Origin of the sequence: Streptomyces sp. Q6 (genome assembly GCF_036967205.1) — a bacterium.
In the GTDB taxonomy this organism is placed as follows: Bacteria; Actinomycetota; Actinomycetes; order Streptomycetales; family Streptomycetaceae; genus Streptomyces; species Streptomyces citrinus.
Window position 1 is genome coordinate 2,227,125 of the sequence record NZ_CP146022.1, and the last position, 15,923, is coordinate 2,243,047.

The 15,923-nt window shown below is 72.5% G+C and carries 16 protein-coding genes; 6 read left to right on the plus strand and 10 right to left on the minus strand.

Going from position 1 to position 15,923, the window contains the following annotated elements; all coding sequences use genetic code 11:
- The first annotated feature begins 170 nt into the window (after positions 1–170).
- The 6 genes from V2W30_RS10400 to V2W30_RS10425 all read left to right on the plus strand — a co-directional run bounded on the left by V2W30_RS10400 (position 171) and on the right by V2W30_RS10425 (position 7,340).
- Positions 171–1,244 carry an ADP-ribosylglycohydrolase family protein gene (locus tag V2W30_RS10400; protein WP_338695548.1) on the plus strand — a complete coding sequence of 358 codons (1,074 nt, stop codon included), beginning with the start codon at positions 171–173 and terminating at the stop codon, positions 1,242–1,244.
- 271 nt (positions 1,245–1,515) lie between these two features.
- The gene (locus V2W30_RS10405; RefSeq protein ID WP_338695550.1) at positions 1,516–2,685 is read left to right on the plus strand and encodes an ADP-ribosylglycohydrolase family protein; all 1,170 of its coding nucleotides are present in this window, start codon (positions 1,516–1,518) and stop codon (positions 2,683–2,685) included.
- The gene (locus V2W30_RS10410) at positions 2,682–3,830 is read left to right on the plus strand and encodes an ADP-ribosylglycohydrolase family protein (protein ID WP_338695552.1); all 1,149 of its coding nucleotides are present in this window, start codon (positions 2,682–2,684) and stop codon (positions 3,828–3,830) included. The genes V2W30_RS10405 and V2W30_RS10410 overlap by 4 nt, the downstream gene beginning before the upstream one ends.
- On the plus strand, positions 3,830–5,188 hold the full coding sequence (locus tag V2W30_RS10415; protein WP_338695554.1) for an ADP-ribosylglycohydrolase family protein: 1,359 nt from the start codon (positions 3,830–3,832) through the stop codon (positions 5,186–5,188). Before V2W30_RS10410 ends, V2W30_RS10415 begins: the two co-directional genes overlap by 1 nt.
- Positions 5,185–6,417, plus strand: a complete 1,233-nt coding sequence (locus V2W30_RS10420) for a CoA transferase (protein ID WP_338695555.1) — start codon at positions 5,185–5,187, stop codon at positions 6,415–6,417. Before V2W30_RS10415 ends, V2W30_RS10420 begins: the two co-directional genes overlap by 4 nt.
- Complete coding sequence (locus tag V2W30_RS10425) at positions 6,414–7,340, plus strand: CoA ester lyase (protein ID WP_338695557.1); 927 nt, start codon at positions 6,414–6,416, stop codon at positions 7,338–7,340. The genes V2W30_RS10420 and V2W30_RS10425 overlap by 4 nt, the downstream gene beginning before the upstream one ends.
- 107 nt (positions 7,341–7,447) lie before the next feature.
- On the opposite strand, the gene lgt is transcribed toward V2W30_RS10425, so the two are convergent.
- The 10 genes from lgt to V2W30_RS10470 all read right to left on the minus strand — a co-directional run bounded on the left by lgt (position 7,448) and on the right by V2W30_RS10470 (position 15,855).
- Entirely contained in the window at positions 7,448–8,479 is a 1,032-nt protein-coding gene (lgt, locus tag V2W30_RS10430) for a prolipoprotein diacylglyceryl transferase (RefSeq protein ID WP_338695559.1), read from the minus strand.
- A 124-nt stretch (positions 8,480–8,603) separates the two neighbouring features.
- Entirely contained in the window at positions 8,604–9,377 is a 774-nt protein-coding gene (locus V2W30_RS10435) for a DsbA family protein (RefSeq protein ID WP_338695561.1), read from the minus strand.
- A 78-nt stretch (positions 9,378–9,455) separates the two neighbouring features.
- The gene (gene trpA, locus V2W30_RS10440) at positions 9,456–10,271 is read right to left on the minus strand and encodes a tryptophan synthase subunit alpha (protein ID WP_338695563.1); all 816 of its coding nucleotides are present in this window, start codon (positions 10,269–10,271) and stop codon (positions 9,456–9,458) included.
- Entirely contained in the window at positions 10,268–11,554 is a 1,287-nt protein-coding gene (gene trpB / locus V2W30_RS10445; protein WP_338695565.1) for a tryptophan synthase subunit beta, read from the minus strand. Before trpB ends, trpA begins: the two co-directional genes overlap by 4 nt.
- Before the next feature lie 136 nt (positions 11,555–11,690).
- Positions 11,691–11,837 carry a tryptophan biosynthesis modulator TrpM gene (gene trpM / locus V2W30_RS41545; RefSeq protein ID WP_425244517.1) on the minus strand — a complete coding sequence of 49 codons (147 nt, stop codon included), beginning with the start codon at positions 11,835–11,837 and terminating at the stop codon, positions 11,691–11,693.
- Positions 11,838–11,845: 8 nt separating this feature from the next.
- On the minus strand, positions 11,846–12,655 hold the full coding sequence (gene trpC / locus V2W30_RS10450) for an indole-3-glycerol phosphate synthase TrpC (protein WP_338695567.1): 810 nt from the start codon (positions 12,653–12,655) through the stop codon (positions 11,846–11,848).
- 123 nt (positions 12,656–12,778) lie between these two features.
- Positions 12,779–13,222, minus strand: coding sequence for a DUF2752 domain-containing protein (locus tag V2W30_RS10455; protein WP_338695569.1), 444 nt, complete (start codon positions 13,220–13,222; stop codon positions 12,779–12,781).
- A 96-nt stretch (positions 13,223–13,318) separates the two neighbouring features.
- Positions 13,319–13,570, minus strand: a complete 252-nt coding sequence (locus V2W30_RS10460; protein ID WP_338695570.1) for an HGxxPAAW family protein — start codon at positions 13,568–13,570, stop codon at positions 13,319–13,321.
- A 94-nt stretch (positions 13,571–13,664) separates the two neighbouring features.
- A complete protein-coding gene (locus tag V2W30_RS10465) occupies positions 13,665–14,324 on the minus strand; it encodes a TIGR02234 family membrane protein (RefSeq protein WP_338695571.1) in 660 nt (219 codons plus the stop codon).
- Between the two features lie 49 nt (positions 14,325–14,373).
- Positions 14,374–15,855 carry an anthranilate synthase component I gene (locus V2W30_RS10470; protein ID WP_338695573.1) on the minus strand — a complete coding sequence of 494 codons (1,482 nt, stop codon included), beginning with the start codon at positions 15,853–15,855 and terminating at the stop codon, positions 14,374–14,376.
- Positions 15,856–15,923: the final 68 nt, after the last annotated feature.

Sequence of the window (15,923 nt, forward strand, 5' to 3'; positions counted from 1 at the left end):
ACAACCACCGCCACCGCCACCGCCACCGCCACCGCCACCGCCACAACTCAAACAACTGGCACGGCTAGCACAGCTAACACAACTGAAACAACTAGCAAAATCGACATAACTAGCACCACTGGCACAACTGGCACAAATGGCACCACCCCACTAGAGAGCACGAGCACACCATGAGCGTCAGCGTCGACCCAGATCCATCGGCTCGCAGGCTCCGCACGGTCCCGCACCCCACACCCCCGGCCGCGATCACTCCGCGGGACCGTGCCCGCGGCGCGCTCCTGGGACTGGCTGTCGGCGATGCGCTGGGCGCGCCCGCCGAGAACATGAAGCCGTCCCAGATCCGCGAACGCTGGGGCCGCATCGAGGGGTTCGTCTCCGACAACCCGGCAGGGACGGACGACACCGAGTACGCGATCTTCTCGGGCCTGCTGCTGGCCGAGCACGGCGCGGCCCTCACCATCGCCGACGTGGAGGCGGCCTGGCACACCTGGATCGCGGACCAGGACGAGGGCCCGTTCAAGGGTGCCGGGTTCAGCGAACGCGGCACCCTGGAGAACCTGCGCCGGGGCCTGGCCGCCCCCATCTCGGCCCAGCACCGCCACGCGTGGAGCGACGGCCTGGCCATGCGCGCGGCACCCTTCGGCGTCTACGCGGCCGGCCGCCCCGCCGAAGCCGCCCGCCTGGTCTCGATCGACGGCACGGTGTCGCACGACGGCGAGGGCATCCACGGCGGCCGGGCAGTGGCGGCGGGCGTGGCCGCCGCCATGGTCAGCCACAACCCCGACGCGGTGGTCCAGGCAGCCCTCTCCGTGGTCCCCGAGGACTCCTGGACGGCCCGCTCCCTGCACCGCGCCGTGTCGGCGGCGCGCCGGGCCCGCCGCGACCCGGACGCCACCCAACTCTCCATGGAAAGGGCGGTACGCAAGGCCGTCGTGATCGGCGGCTACCCCTGGACGGACCTGGCACCGGAGGCGGTCGGCCTCGCCTTCGGGGCGTTCGCGGTGGCCCGAGGCGACTTCAGCGAGTCGATCCTCACCGCGGTCAACATGGGCCGCGACGCCGACACCACGGCCGCGGTCGCGGGAGCACTGGCCGGGGCACTCTGCGGCGAGGCGGCGATCCCCGAGGTCTGGGCATCGGCGATCGGCCCGGTCCGCGGCAGCTGCCTCCCGTCCATGGCGGGCCGCCACATCCTGGACGTGGCGGACCAGCTGTCACCGCCGCCCCCGGGAGCCGTGGCATGACGACCACCACCCGCACCCGCCCACGCACCGGGCGGGGACGCGTCGGGGTGCCCCCGCAGGACTCCGCAGGCACTCAGCACACCCGTACCCGACTTCGGTCGTCCGGAGGCGACGAGACCCATCCGGCCGAGGAGGCACCCCGACGCGGCCCCGCCCCACCCCGCGACGGACGGCGACCGTCCGAGGCCCCTCCGGCACATGAGAAGCGGGCCCCGAGGCAGAGCCCCGCGACCTCGCCCGAGAACACCCGCACCACCGAAAGGCCCCGCCCATGACCCCCGCGGACGCGCCCCGCATCGAGGGCCTCCTTCTGGGCATCGCCGCAGGCGACGCAGCCGGCTGGCCCTCGGGCCGGCACCGCGCCGCCCGCCTGCCCGACTGGACCCGCCGCCTCACCCGCGAACTCGACACGTTCGCCGAGCAGAACGCCACCACGACCCTCCCGGTCCCCATCGCCCTGAACCAGCCCCCCGAACCCCTGCGCCTCGGCCCGTCCGACGACGCGGAGTGGGCGGCCTTCACCGCGCAGGCCGTCCTCGACGCGTACGCGGCGGGCCTCAGCGACCTCCCGCCCGACCAGAGCGTCCGCTCGGCGCTCGCCCTCGCCTGGAACAACCTCGCGGACGAGATCGCGGCGGCGGCGGCCCGAGCGGACGAGATCGAGTCGGCGCGCATGCCGCTGCGCGCCCGCATCTCGGTCCGGGCGGGCCTGGGCAACCTGGCCGCGGGCCTGCGCCCTCCGGCGACCGGCCACGACAACCCGCACTACTTCGACGACGCGGCCTGCGTACGCGCCGCCGTCCTCGCGGTGGTCCATCCGGGCGACGCCCAACGGGCCGCGGATCTGGCCGAGTTCGACGCCCGCTACACCCAGGACGGCGACGGCGTGCACGGCGCCCGCGCGATGGCGGCAGCCGTCGCGACGGCGCTCGGCGGCGCGGCCGTGGACGTCTGCGTGGACGAGGCGCTCGCGCAGCTTCCGCCGGGCACGGAGATCCATCGCAACGCCCACCGCGCGGTCGAACTCGGCCGGGCGGCGGCCACGGCCCGCCCCGGCCGCCACGGCAACGCGTTCGCGCTCGTCCCCGTCCTCGAACACGAGATCGTCGACCACGTCTACAGCTACGGCATCGCGGCGGCGGAGACCGTCCCGGTGGCGCTGGCCGTGGCGACGGCGGCCGCGGGCGACGTCACCGAGGCGGTGCCCACGGCGGCCTGCCTGTCCCGCGTCGCGGACTCGGCCCCGGCGCTGGCCGGAGCGCTCACGGGCGCGATCGGCGGCGCGGAGGCGCTCCCCGACACCTGGCGGGACGCCTGCCGCGTCCTCGCGGGCTGCGCCCTGCCCCGCCTCGCGGGCACGGACCTCATCGACCTGGCCGCCCGCCTGTCACAGATCACTTCGTACTCGAACTCCCCCGCCTTGAAGGGAACGTCGGCATGACCACCGTTTCGTTGGAAGACCGCATCACCGGCGCCCTCGTAGGAGCCGCTGTGGGCGACGCGCTCGGCGGCCCCGTCGAGGGCTGGACCCCGGAGGCCATCGCGGAGCGCCACGGCGGCCGGGTCCGCGGCATCGTGGAGCCGTTCTACAAGGACGACTGGAGGACGGCGAGGCCGATCGCGCCGTACCACAAGGGCGACGGTCACGTCACCGACGACACTCTCATGACGCACGCGCTGATCCGCGTGTACGAGAAGGTCCGCGACCACCTCGACGCGTACTCCGTGGCGGATCACCTGGTCCCGGACCTGATCACGACTCCGCGCTGGATCCCGGAGCTGGAGGCGGAGGCCCTCCCCCTCCAGCGCATCTTCCTGGCGGAGAAGTGGATCGTGGCGCGGATCCACTACGGCCACGTCGACCCGCGTGAGGCGGGCGTCGGCAACATCGTGAACTGCGGTGCGGCGATGTACATGGCGCCGGTGGGCGCGGTCAACGCGGGCAACCCGCTCAAGGCGTACGAGGAGGCGCTGGATGTCGCGGGCGCGCACCAGAGTTCGTACGGCCGTGAGGCGGCGGGGGTCTTCGCGGCGGCGGTAGCGGCGGCCCACAAACCGGACGCGACACCCACCACGGTGATCGACGAGGTTCTGGCGCTGGCGAAGGACGGGACGAAGTCGGCGATCGAGGCGGTCTGCGAAGTGGCGGGCCGCTACGACGACTTCGAGGAGGCGCTGAAGCCGCTGCGTGCGGCGGTGGCTCCGTTCGACACGGTGGGCGACGAGTACCGCAAGCCGTCGCTGGGGGCGCGGCGCCCGTCGCGGCTGCACGCGATCGAGGAACTCCCGGTGGCGCTGGGCATGTTGCTGGTGGGCGGCGGCGACTTCCGGCACACCGTCCTCGGTTCGGTGAACTACGGCCGGGACTGCGACTCGATCGCGACGATGAGCGGCGCGATCGTCGGTGCGCTGTACGGGGAGAGCGCGGTGCCCAAGGAGTGGAGCGCGGAGATCGCGCGGGCGAGCAAGCTGGACCTGCACTGTCCGGCGGCGTCGCTGGCGAGGATCACGCGTGAGGTGTACGCGAAGGACCAGGAGCGCCGCCGGGCCCACGAGTCCGCGTTCGCGGCGATCACGGCGCTGTGATGCTCCGCCTGACCTGGGTCCAGCCCGAGGACCTGATCGGCCACGAACTGCGCCAGGCGGCGCAGGACGGCCGGGACGCCGCCGCGATCGAGGCGCGCTGGACGGCGGCGGGCGGCCACTTGGCGCCGCCCCGGGCCGGCGCTTCAGCGACACCGCCGAACGCGGAACTGAAACTGCTGGCCACGGAGTTGCTCGCGGAACTGGCGGCGATGACCCCGCCCCCCACGGCAGTGGACGAGCCCACGGACCTGGAGGCGATCAAGGCGGCCTGCCCTGCGTGGCCCACCGCGAGGACGCCCTCGGCCGCGTACGGCACGAAGGCACTGCATGCGGCATGGCTGGGCAGGGCGGCAGGCTGCCTCCTGGGCAAGCCGGTGGAGAAGCTCCCTCTCAAGGGCATCCGAGCCCTGGCGCGGGCCACGGGCAACTGGCCGCTGCGCGGCTGGTTCACGGAGGTGGGCCTGGACCGGGAGACGGCCGCGGCGTACCCCTGGAACCGCCGCAGCGCGCCCACCTCGCTCGCCGAGAACATCGACGGTATGCCGGAGGACGACGACCTCAACTACCCGCTCCTGGCGCTGCTCCTGCTCCGGCGGCACGGTGCCGGCTTCACCACCGAGGATGTGGCGAAGCTGTGGCTGGACGAGCTCCCGGCGGGCCGTACGTTCACGGCGGAGAGGGTCGCGTACCGCAATCTCCTCGACGGCCTGGAGCCCCCCGCGACGGCGGTGCACCGCAACCCGTTCCGGGAGTGGATCGGCGCGCAGATCCGGGCCGACGTCTTCGGCTGGACGAACCCGGGCGACCCGGGGCGGGCGGCCGAGCAGGCGCACCGGGACGCCGTCCTGACGCACACGGCGAACGGCGTGTACGGGGAGATGTTCACGGCGGCGGTCATCGCGGCGGCGGCGTCGGGCACGACGGACGTGCACGGGGCGCTGCGGGCGGGCCTCGCGGTCGTGCCGCCGCGGTCGCGCTACGCGAAGGCGATCGACCTGGGCATCCGCCTGGCCGCGGAGCACAGCGACTTCGACCGGGTGGCGGACGAACTGCACGCCGTCTACGCCGACCACCACTGGGTGCACGTCCTGCCGAACGCGGCGCTCCTGGCCGCGGCGCTCACCCACGCGGACGGCGACTTCGGCGCCTCCGTCTGCCGTGCGGTGGAGGGCGGTTGGGACACGGACTCGAACGGCGCGACGGCCGGCTCGATCGCGGGCCTGCTGGCGGGGGACCCGGACGCGCTCGGCGAGGCGTGGACGGCCCCGTTGAAGAACCGCTTGGCGACCACGGTGGGCGGTTTCGACGGCATCGGCTTCGACGAACTGGCCCGGCTCACTCTGGAGGCCCGCACATGACGACCCCTCAAAATCACCACCGGCCGAACCCTCCGCACCAACCCCAGGGCCCCCTGAAGGGCTTGCGCGTCCTGGACCTGGCCACTCTCTTCGCGGGTCCGCTCTGCGCCACGATGCTCGGCGACTTCGGCGCCGAGGTCATCAAGGTGGAGCACCCGCGCAAGCCGGACCCGTCGCGCGGCCACGGCCCGTCGAAGGACGGCGTGGGCCTGTGGTGGAAGACGCTGGGCCGCAACAAGAAGAATCTCACCCTGGACCTCTCCTCCCCCGGCGGCCGCGAGGTCCTGCTCAAGCTGGCGGCCGAGTCGGACGTGATCGTCGAGAACTTCCGTCCGGGCACCCTGGAGAAGTGGCACCTCGGCTGGGAGGAGCTGTCGGCGGCGAACCCCCGCCTGGTCCTGGCGCGTGTCACCGGCTTCGGCCAGTTCGGCCCGTACGCCCGCCGCCCCGGATTCGGCACGCTCGCGGAGGCCATGTCGGGCTTCGCGGCGATCACGGGCCAGCCGGACGGCCCGCCGACGCTCCCTCCGTTCGGCCTCGCCGACTCCATCGCCGCGCTGGCCACCTCGTACGCGATCATGGCGGCGCTGCGCGGCCGGGACACGACCGGGCGCGGCCAGGTCGTCGACATGGCGATCATCGAGCCGATGCTGGCGATCCTCGGCCCGCAGGCCACGTGGTACGACCAGCTCGGCTACGTCCAGCCGCGCACCGGCAACCGTTCGACGAACAACGCGCCGCGCAACACGTACCGCACCAGCGACGGCCTGTGGGTGGCGGTCTCGACCTCGGCCCAGTCGATCGCGGAGCGCGTGATGCGTCTCGTGGGGCGGCCCGAGTTCATCGAGGAGGAGTGGTTCGGGTCGGGTGCGGGCCGCGCCGCTCACGCGGACGAACTGGACGAGGCGGTCGGCGGCTGGATCGCGGCCCACACCCGGGACGAGGTCGTGGCGGCCTTCGAGCGGGCGGAGGCGGCGATCGCCCCGATCTACGACGTCCGTGACGTGATGCGGGACGAGCAGTACCGGGCGCTGGGTTCCATCACCGAACTCCCGGACCCGGACCTCGGCACGGTCAAGATGCAGAACGTCCTGTTCCGCCTCTCCGAGACCCCCGGGGCCATCAGGTGGACGGGCCGGGAGCACGGCGCGGACACCGACGAGGTCCTCGACGGCCTCGGTCTGACGGAGGCGGACATCGTGGCGCTGCGAAAGGCCGGTGCGGTATGACCACCAGGCGGCACACCCCACAGAACACCTGGCCGAACACCCCCCGGACCACCTCTGCGAACACGCCCCGGACCACCTCTCAGCCGGTGCACGTCACCTGGCTGTACGCCCCTGGTGACCGCCCCGATGTCGTCGCCAAGGCCCTCGGCTCGGGCGCCGATGTGGTGCTGGTCGACCTGGAGGACGCGGTCGCCCCGGACCGCAAGGCGTACGCCCTCGACGCGACGGCCGAGCTGCTGGCCGACCGGCCCGAGGTGCCGGTGCATGTGCGCGTGAACGCGCTCGACGGTCCGCTCGCCGAGCACGAGGTACGCCGTCTCGCCGCGCTGCCGGGCCTGGGCGCGCTGCGTCTGCCGAAGGTGCACGGCCCGGCGGACCTGGCGCGGGTCGCCGACTGGACGGGCGAGGGGCCCGAAGACCTGCCGCTGTACGCCCTGTTGGAGTCGGCGCTCGGCGTCGAGCAGGCGTACGAGATCGCGTCCCAGCCGTCCGTCCACGGCATCGCGCTCGGTGAGGCGGATCTGCGCGCGGAGCTCGGCATCTCGGACGCGGCGGGGCTGGCGTGGGTGCGCGGCCGCGCGGTGGTCGCCGCGCGCGCGGCCCAGCTGCCGCCTCCGCCGCAGTCCGTGTATCCGGACATCCGTGACACGCAGGGCCTGGCCCGTTCCTGCGCCGAGGGCCGCGCGCTCGGCTTCCTCGGGCGTACGGCGATCCATCCGCGCCAGCTGCCGGTGATCGAGGAGGCGTTCCGTCCGACGGAGGCGGAGGTGGCGGCGGCCGAGGAGATCGTCGGGGCGGCGGCCACGGACGCGGGTGCGCTCGCGTTGCCGGACGGCCGTTTCGTGGACGCGGCGGTGGTGGCGGGTGCCCGCCGCACGCTGAGTCTGGCGGGGCGCTCGGCGCCCAGGCCGTCCACCGTGTGACGCCCAGGCCGTCCACCGTGTGACGCCCAGGCCGTCCACCGTATGACGCCGAAGGGCGCCCGAACCTCGCGGTTCCGGCGCCCTCGTCGACGTACGGCGAAGAAACATCAGCCGTTCTTGGCCTCGGCCTCGTCCTTGGCGTTCTCCATGTCGCCCTTGCCCAAGGTCACGGACTCACCACCACCGGACTTCTCGGAGCCCTCGGCCGCGTCGGCGTCGGCCGACCCGGCCTCCGCACCATCCGCCGACGCACCATCCGCCGACGAGCCGGCGTCCACCGATCCGTCCACCGATCCGCCACTCGATCCGTCGCCGTCCTCGGACGCCCTAGGCTCGACGATCTCCTCACGCCCCGGCCGCATCTTCGCCGACAGCACCAGGTAGACCACGGCGAGCACGAAGACGAAGATCGCGGTCCAGTTGTTGAGCCGCATCCCGAAGATGTGGTGCGCGTCGTCCACGCGCATGTACTCGATCCAGAACCGGCCCACGCAGTACGAGGCGACGTAGAGCGCGAAGGCACGCCCGTGCCCGAGCCGGAACTTCCGGTCGGCCCAGATGACGAGCACGGCGACGCCGATGCACCACAGCGACTCGTACAGGAAGGTCGGGTGGTAGAGGCCCGGCACCCGCCCGTCCGTGTCCGAGGTGATCTTCAGCGCCCACGGCAGATCGGTCTCCCGGCCGTACAGCTCCTGGTTGAACCAGTTGCCCCAGCGGCCGAAGGCCTGGGCGAGGGCGATGCCGGGTGCCAGCGCGTCGGCCCACGCGGGGAGCGGGATGCCCCGGCGGCGGCAGCCGATCCAGGCACCGACCGCGCCGAGCGCGATCGCGCCCCAGATCCCGAGGCCGCCCTCCCAGATCTTGAAGGCGTCCACCCAGTCGCGGCCCTCGCTGAAGTACAGCTCGTAGTCCGTGATCACGTGGTAGAGCCGCCCGCCGACCAGGCCGAACGGCACCGCCCAGACGGCGATGTCGGCGACCGTGCCGGCCCGCCCGCCGCGGGCGATCCAGCGCTTGTTGCCGAGCCAGACGGCCACGAAGACGCCGATGATGATGCAGAACGCGTAGCCGCGCAGCGGGATCGGTCCGAGGTAGAGGACCCCGCGCGACGGGCTGGGGATGTAGGCAAGTTCCATGGCAGGGTCGACGCTACCGTGCCGGGCCGCGGACTCGTCCGGCAGCCCGGCTACGTCTCCATAACAAGGATCACCCGGCGCCCTGCCAGGACTGCTTGCAGGGTGACCAAGCGGCGGGCGAGGGCTACTTGGCCGCTTCCTCCACCTGCTGCTTCAGCTTGTCCGGCGTCAGCGTGTTCAGATCGAGGGTCGTGCCGTTCAGGATCACCGTCGGCGTCGCCGAGATCTTCTCGTCCTGGAACTTCTTGTAGGTCTTCTGCACCCAGCTGTCGTGCGTCCCGTCGTTCACACAGGACGTGAAGGTGTCGGTGACCAGGCCGTCGACCTTCCCGGCCAGCTCGATCAGCTTGCTGTTCTTGGCGTACGCGTCGTCCGTCTCTTCCGGCTGGTTCTCGTACAGCACGTCGTGGTAGTCGCGGAACTTGCCGGCTTCCTGTGCGCACGCCGCCGCGTTGCCCGCGCGGAGCGAGCCCGTGCCGCCGAGGTTCCCGTCGATGAGCGTGACGAGGTGGTACTGGATCTGCGCCTTGCCGCTGTCGGCCAGCTCGTGCAGCACCGTGCGGTAGTTGGTCTCGAAGGACTTGCACGCCGGGCAGCGGAAGTCCTCCCAGATCGTGAGCGTCGACTTGGCGGTGTCCTTGCCCACGGGGATGGCGAGCTGGTCGTCGCCGTCCGCTCCCTTCGGCGCGACGACCGGGCCCGACGACGTGTCGCCGGAACTGTCGTCGCCCGAGTTCGCGGCGACCACACCGATCACCGCGGCAAGTCCCAGTACGCAGACGACGGCCGCGCCCACCACCAACGTCCGGCGCCGCTTCTCCGCGGCCTTCTGCTTCTCGCGCTCCGCGGCAAGCCGATCGCGGGCCGCGCGCTTTCCCTCACGGTTCTTCTCACTCACACCCGCGCAACGAACCGGGGAGGCACGAGCGTGCCTCCCCGGTCCGATTCCACCCGTACGGGCGACACGGCGACGTGACTATGCGTGACCGCGCACGCCGGCGGCGAGTTCCGCGGCGAGGGCGCGCACCCCGTCGATCCCGGCCTTCTCGTCCTCGGCGTCCAGCATCCGCTTGACGAACGCGGAGCCGACGATGACGCCGTCGGCGAAGCCGGCGACCTCCTTGGCCTGCTGGGCGTTGGAGACGCCGATACCGACGCAGACGGGCAGGTCGGTGGTGGCCTTCGTACGGCGTACGAGGTCCTGGGCCTGGTTGCCGACGGACTCGCGGGTGCCGGTGACGCCCATGAGGGAGGCGGCGTAGACGAAGCCGGAGCCGGCCGCCGTGATGGTGGCCAGGCGCTCGTCCTTGCTGCTGGGCGCGACGACGAAGACGGTCCCGAGACCGTGCTTGTCGGCGTGCTCGCGCCAGACCGCCGACTCCTGTACGGGCAGGTCGGGCAGGATGCAGCCCGCACCGCCCGCCTCGGCGAGCTCGGCGGTGAACCGCTCGACGCCGTAGATGTAGATCGGGTTCCAGTACGTCATGACGAGGACCGGCTTGCCGGTGGCCTCGTGCGCCTCGCGGACGCTGCGCATGACGTCCTTGATCTTGAGGCCGCCGCGCAGCGCGATGTCGTCGGCGGTCTGGATGACCGGGCCGTCGAGCACCGGGTCGGAGTGCGGGAACCCGACCTCGACGACGTCGGCGCCGCCGTCGAAGGCGGCCTTGATCGCCTCGATGCCGCCGTCGACGGTGGGGAAGCCGGCGGGCAGGTAGGCGATGAGCGCGGCGCGCCCCTCGGCCTTCGCGCCGGCGAGGGTGTCGTTCAACAGCTGGATGTTGCCGCTCACTTGGCGTCCCCCTCGATCTCGGCCTGCTCGCCCTCGGCGTCCGCGGCGACGGACGCGTCCGTGTCGTAGAGCCCGAAGTAGCGTGCGGCGGTGTCCATGTCCTTGTCGCCGCGACCCGACAGGTTGACGATGATCAGCCCGTCCGCGCCCAGCTCCGTGCCGACCTCCAGGGCGCCCGCGAGGGCGTGCGCCGACTCGATGGCCGGGATGATGCCCTCGGTACGGGACAGCAGGCGCAGCGCCTGCATGGCCGCGTCGTCGGTCACCGCGCGGTACTCGCCGCGTCCGCTGTCCTTGAGGTAGGCGTGCTCCGGGCCGATGCCCGGGTAGTCCAGACCGGCCGAGATCGAGTACGGCTCGGTGATCTGGCCCTCCTCGTCCTGGAGGACGTAGGAGCGGGAGCCGTGCAGGATGCCCGGGTTGCCCGCGCTGAGCGTCGCGGCGTGCTCGCCGGTCTCGATGCCGTGGCCGGCGGGCTCGCAGCCGATGAGGCGGACGTCGGTGTCCGGGATGAACGCGTGGAACAGGCCGATGGCGTTGGAGCCGCCGCCGACGCAGGCGATCGCGGCGTCGGGGAGCCGCCCGGCGCGCTCCAGGATCTGGCGGCGGGCCTCGACGCCGATGACGCGGTGGAAGTCGCGGACCATCGCCGGGAAGGGGTGCGGTCCCGCGACGGTGCCGAAGAGGTAGTGCGTGCGGTCGACGTTGGCGACCCAGTCGCGGAACGCCTCGTTGATGGCGTCCTTGAGGGTGCGGCTGCCGGACTTCACGGCGATGACCTCGGCGCCGAGCATGCGCATGCGGGCCACGTTCAGGGCCTGCCGCTCGGTGTCGATCTCGCCCATGTAGATGGTGCATTCGAGGCCGAACAGGGCGCAGGCGGTGGCCGTGGCGACGCCGTGCTGGCCGGCGCCGGTCTCGGCGATGACGCGGGTCTTGCCCATGCGCTTGGTGAGCAGCGCCTGGCCGAGCACATTGTTGATCTTGTGCGAGCCGGTGTGGTTCAGGTCCTCACGCTTGAGGAAGATCCGGGCGCCACCGGCGTGCTCGGCGAACCGGGGCACCTCGGTGAGGCTGCTGGGGCGGCCGGTGTAGTTCACGAGGAGGTCGTCGAGCTCGCGGGCGAACTCCGGGTCGTTCTTGGCCTTCTCGTACTCGACGGCGACCTCGTCCACGGCGGCGACGAGCGCCTCCGGGATGAACTTGCCGCCGAACGCGCCGAAGTACCCCTCGGCGCTGGGGATCCGACCTTCGGGGTCGGGGATGAAGTACTCGCTGGGCATGCGTAAACCTCACGGTGGGAACGGGTGATGACTGATCGCCGTGGGGGCATGGGTCGTTACTCGACGGTGAGCTGTTCGTGGTGGCCCGCGCTCGCGCGGCGCCGTCCGAAGGGTCGAGTGGATGAGTCCCGCGCCCCTAGCGGGGCGCCTGCCATCGCATGCCGTTGATCTGACCGGGCTCGCTGCCGATGTGGTACCTGACCCTGCGACCTCGTACGCGGCGCGCCGGGGCCCGGCAGCCGCGAGGGCGGCAGCCGGGGGCGAGGCGGGCGGAGATCGGCATGGGTCGGGTCAGCTCCGGCCGTGCCGCAGGGCCGGGTGGGCGCCGGCGGCGACCAGGTCGGCGACCGCGGACTTCGGGTCGCGGCCGGTGACGAGGGACTCGCCGACGAGGACGGCGTCGGCGCCGGCGTTGGCGTACGCGATCAGGTCGTGCGGGCCGCGGACGCCGGACTCGGCGACCTTGACGATGTGGTCCGGGATCTCCGGGGCGACGCGCTCGAAGGTGCCGCGGTCGACGGTGAGGTCCTTCAGGTTCCGGGTGTTGACGCCGATGATCTTGGCGCCGGCGTCCACGGCCCGCTCCACCTCGTCCTCGTCGTGCGCCTCGACGAGCGGCGTGAGACCGATGGACTCGGCGCGCTCGATGAGGGACTCCAGGGCGGGCTGGTCGAGGGCCGCCACGATCAGCAGGGCGAGGTCGGCGCCGTACGCGCGGGCCTCCCACAGCTGGTACGAGGTGACGATGAAGTCCTTGCGCAGGATCGGGATGTCGACCTTGGCGCGGACCGCTTCGAGGTCGGCGAGCGAGCCGCCGAAGCGTCGCTGCTCGGTCAGTACGGAGATGACGGCCGCGCCACCCGCCTCGTAGTCGGCGGCGAGGGCGGCGGGGTCGGCGATCATCGCGAGGGCGCCCTTGGAGGGGCTGGACCGCTTGACCTCACAGATGACCTTGACGCCGTCGCCGCGCAGGGCCGCGACACCGTCCTTGGCGGCTGGAGCCTTCGCCGCGCGCTCCTTGAGCTCGTCGAGGCTGACGCTCGCCTGCCGTTCCGCGAGGTCGGCACGGACTCCGTCGATGATCTCGTCGAGCACACTCACGCGAGCGGACTCCTTTCCTGGCGATCCTGAGCGACCAAGTGGTCACTGCGATGGTATCCGGAGGTGGGCGAAGGACCCGCATCCGGTTGACGGCGGTCCCACTACCTGGACATTTCTAGTTGATCAAGGGTGCAGGAAGCCACCGAGGGGCAGGTTCCGGACAACGGTGAAGACGAGCACCACGGCGCCGACGGCCCACAGCTGGGGGCGGCCGAGAGCGAGGCCGAGCGGCTTGCCGCGCGCCGCGCGCACGGCCCACACCGTCCACACCACGGCGAGAACCGCGTAGCCGGCGACGGCGAGGGCGTTGGCCCCGAGCGCCGCGGTCAGGTCGCCGTGCACGAGGGCGTGGGCGCCGCGCAGTCCGCCGCAGCCGGGGCAGTAGATCCCCGTGGCCCGCAGGAGCGGGCAGGCCGGGTAGTGGCCCGGTTCGTTCGGGTCGACGGCGCCGACGTACGCGAAGGCCGCGGCGACCCCGGCGAGCACGCCGAGCGGCACGGCGAGCCCGCGCAGCGTCGTGGTGCGGGCGGTGCCGGTGTCGCGCGTCTCGACGGTCACCCGGTGCATTCTGCCCCGGTGACCCTCGTCGCGCCCGCCGGGAAACGCGGAGGGGCGGGGCGGCGAACCCGTCGCCGCCCCGCCCCTGTCACGTACCGAGAAGGGTCAGGCCTCCGAGCCGACCGGGCGCGCGGTGGCCGAGGACTTCATCTGGAGCTCGGCGCGCTTCGGCTTGCCGAGGCCGACCGCGCTCATGATGCCGCCGACGATCGCCGCGAGGGCGAGCAGGGCCATGCCCGCCCAGAATCCGGCGACGTTGCCCATCACCATGAAGGCGCCGCCGACACAGAAACCGATGAAGGCGATGATGACACCCGTCCAGGCGGCCGGGGTGTGTCCGTGGCTGATGTCCGCCATGGCTTGCTCCTCGTTGCTTATGGCCTATGCGTACGCGCACGTACGTCGTTCGGGTCCATTGTCCCGTACTCGTACATAGGGAAATAACCCGGGGTCAGGCAGCGCCCGTCGGGTCCTCGCCGCGGTCGAGGGCCTTCCACAGCTCCTCGGGGCGCTCCGGGTCGACGGCCTTCGCCCTGCGGGGGCGGGGAGCGCCGGAGCGCTCGTAGCGGCCGCCCATCGAGGGCCAGGCCGCGCCGTAGATCACGGCGAGGATCCCGGCGAGCAGGATGAGGGCGCCGCCGGCCGCGGCGACGTACGGCCAGGCCGTGTGGCTGATCGTGTCCATGGTGGCCGCGGTGTTGCCCGCGGCGGTGGCCGCCTTCTCGTCGAGCGCGGCGCTGTCGTCGGCGCCGAGCACGGCGGCGGCGACGGCGCCCGCGCCGCTGAGCGCGAGCAGCGCCGAGACCAGGATGCGGCCGGCCCTGCGGACCGCGAACACGGCCACCAGGGCGGCGAGCCCGACGATCGCGAGGGCGGCGGGGACGCCGGTGACGTCGCTGCCCGTCGCGGAGAGCGGCAGTTCGCCGCCCGCGACGGAGACGACGCCCGAGCACCATTCCTGACGGGAGGCGAGCAGCGCGACCACGGCGCCCGCCGCCCCCAGGAGCAGGGCTGCGCCGAGGCTGCGCCGGCCGTTCTTCGGCGGCTCGGCCGGGTCGGCGGACTCGGCGGCATCGGTACGGGGGTGCGGTACGGCAGTCACGCACTCCACTATCGCCCCTCCGTCCAGGTATGTGTGACTCGGGGGCCGCAAGCGTGGGTCACTTCACATGGAGCCGGCCCGCGGTGTGCACGGCGCGGAGCACCGCGGCGGCCTTGTTGCGGCACTCGGTGTCCTCGGCGACGGGGTCCGAGTCGGCGACGACGCCCGCGCCCGCCTGCACGTAGGCGGTGCCGTCGCGCAGCAGTGCCGTACGGATGGCGATGGCGGTGTCGGAGTCGCCCGCGAAGTCGAGGTAGCCGACGCAGCCGCCGTACAGGCCGCGCCGGGACGGCTCCAGCTCGTCGATGATCTGCATCGCGCGGGGCTTGGGGGCGCCGGAGAGGGTGCCCGCGGGGAAGCAGGCGGTGAGCACGTCGTAGGCGGTGCGGCCCTCGGCGACCCGGCCGGTCACGGTCGAGACGATGTGCATGACGTGCGAGTACTTCTCGACGGACATGAAGTCGACGACCTCGACGGAGCCGGGCTCGCAGACGCGGCCCAGGTCGTTGCGGCCGAGGTCGACGAGCATCAGGTGCTCGGCGCGCTCCTTGGGGTCGGCGAGCAGCTCGTCGGCGAGGGCCTGGTCCTCCTGCGGGGTGGCGCCGCGCGGCCGGGTGCCGGCGATGGGGTGGACCATCGCGCGCCCGTCCTCGACCTTGACGAGCGCCTCGGGCGAGGAGCCGACGACGTCGAACCCGTCGAAGCGGAACAGGTACATGTACGGGGACGGGTTCGTGGCCCGCAGCACCCGGTAGACGTCCAACGCGCTTGCTTCACACGGGGTTTCGAAGCGCTGGGAGGGGACGACCTGGAAGGCTTCGCCGGCCCGGATGCGCTCCTTGATGTCCTCGACGGCGTCCTGGTACTGCTGGCCGCCCCACAGGGCGGTGAACTCGGGGAGCTCGGAGGGGGGCAGCACGGCGGGGGCGCTCTCGACGGACCTGCCGAGGTCGGCCTCCATCGCGTCGAGGCGGGCGACGGCGTCCGCGTAGGCCTCGTCGACGCCGGTGTCGAGGTCGTTGTGGTTGATCGCGTTGGCGATGAGCAGGACGGAGCCGTCCCAGTGGTCGAGGACGGCGAGGTCGCTGGTGAGCAGCATCGTCAGCTCGGGCAGCGCGAGGTCGTCGCGCTCCCCCGGGCCGATCTTCTCCAGGCGGCGCACGATGTCGTAGCCGAGGTAGCCGACCATGCCGCCGGTGAAGGGCGGCAGACCCTCGTAGCGCGGGGTGTGCAGCGTCTCGACGGTGGCGCGCAGCGCGGCGAGCGGGTCGCCGTCGACGGGGACGCCCACCGGCGGGGTGCCCTGCCAGTGGGCCTGTCCGTCGCGCTCGGTGAGGGTGCCCGCGGAACGTACGCCGACGAACGAGTACCGGGACCAGGAGCGGCCGTTCTCCGCGGACTCCAGGAGGAACGTGCCGGGCCGCTCGGCGGCGAGCTTGCGATACAGACCGACGGGCGTGTCACCGTCCGCGAGGAGCTTGCGGCTGACGGGGATCACTCGGCGGTCGGTCGCGAGCTTGCGGAAGGTCTCGAGATCCATGGGACGAGCTTACGGTCACCGCGGGTGTGCCCCGCGTGGCTGGTCGGGTCCTGCCGCCGCATCCCCTA

What these genes read in the sequence shown, in the direction of transcription:
- lgt (WP_338695559.1), bottom strand. Translation starts at nt 8,479, where the DNA reads ATGGAACTTGCCTACATCCCCAGCCCGTCGCGCGGGGTCCTCTACCTC.
- V2W30_RS10415 (WP_338695554.1), top strand. Translation starts at nt 3,830, where the DNA reads ATGCTCCGCCTGACCTGGGTCCAGCCCGAGGACCTGATCGGCCACGAA.
- V2W30_RS10405 (WP_338695550.1), top strand. Translation starts at nt 1,516, where the DNA reads ATGACCCCCGCGGACGCGCCCCGCATCGAGGGCCTCCTTCTGGGCATC.
- V2W30_RS10420 (WP_338695555.1), top strand. Translation starts at nt 5,185, where the DNA reads ATGACGACCCCTCAAAATCACCACCGGCCGAACCCTCCGCACCAACCC.
- V2W30_RS10400 (WP_338695548.1), top strand. Translation starts at nt 171, where the DNA reads ATGAGCGTCAGCGTCGACCCAGATCCATCGGCTCGCAGGCTCCGCACG.
- trpB (WP_338695565.1), bottom strand. Translation starts at nt 11,554, where the DNA reads ATGCCCAGCGAGTACTTCATCCCCGACCCCGAAGGTCGGATCCCCAGC.
- V2W30_RS10455 (WP_338695569.1), bottom strand. Translation starts at nt 13,222, where the DNA reads ATGCACCGGGTGACCGTCGAGACGCGCGACACCGGCACCGCCCGCACC.
- trpM (WP_425244517.1), bottom strand. Translation starts at nt 11,837, where the DNA reads ATGCCGATCTCCGCCCGCCTCGCCCCCGGCTGCCGCCCTCGCGGCTGC.
- V2W30_RS10460 (WP_338695570.1), bottom strand. Translation starts at nt 13,570, where the DNA reads ATGGCGGACATCAGCCACGGACACACCCCGGCCGCCTGGACGGGTGTC.
- V2W30_RS10470 (WP_338695573.1), bottom strand. Translation starts at nt 15,855, where the DNA reads ATGGATCTCGAGACCTTCCGCAAGCTCGCGACCGACCGCCGAGTGATC.
- V2W30_RS10410 (WP_338695552.1), top strand. Translation starts at nt 2,682, where the DNA reads ATGACCACCGTTTCGTTGGAAGACCGCATCACCGGCGCCCTCGTAGGA.
- V2W30_RS10425 (WP_338695557.1), top strand. Translation starts at nt 6,414, where the DNA reads ATGACCACCAGGCGGCACACCCCACAGAACACCTGGCCGAACACCCCC.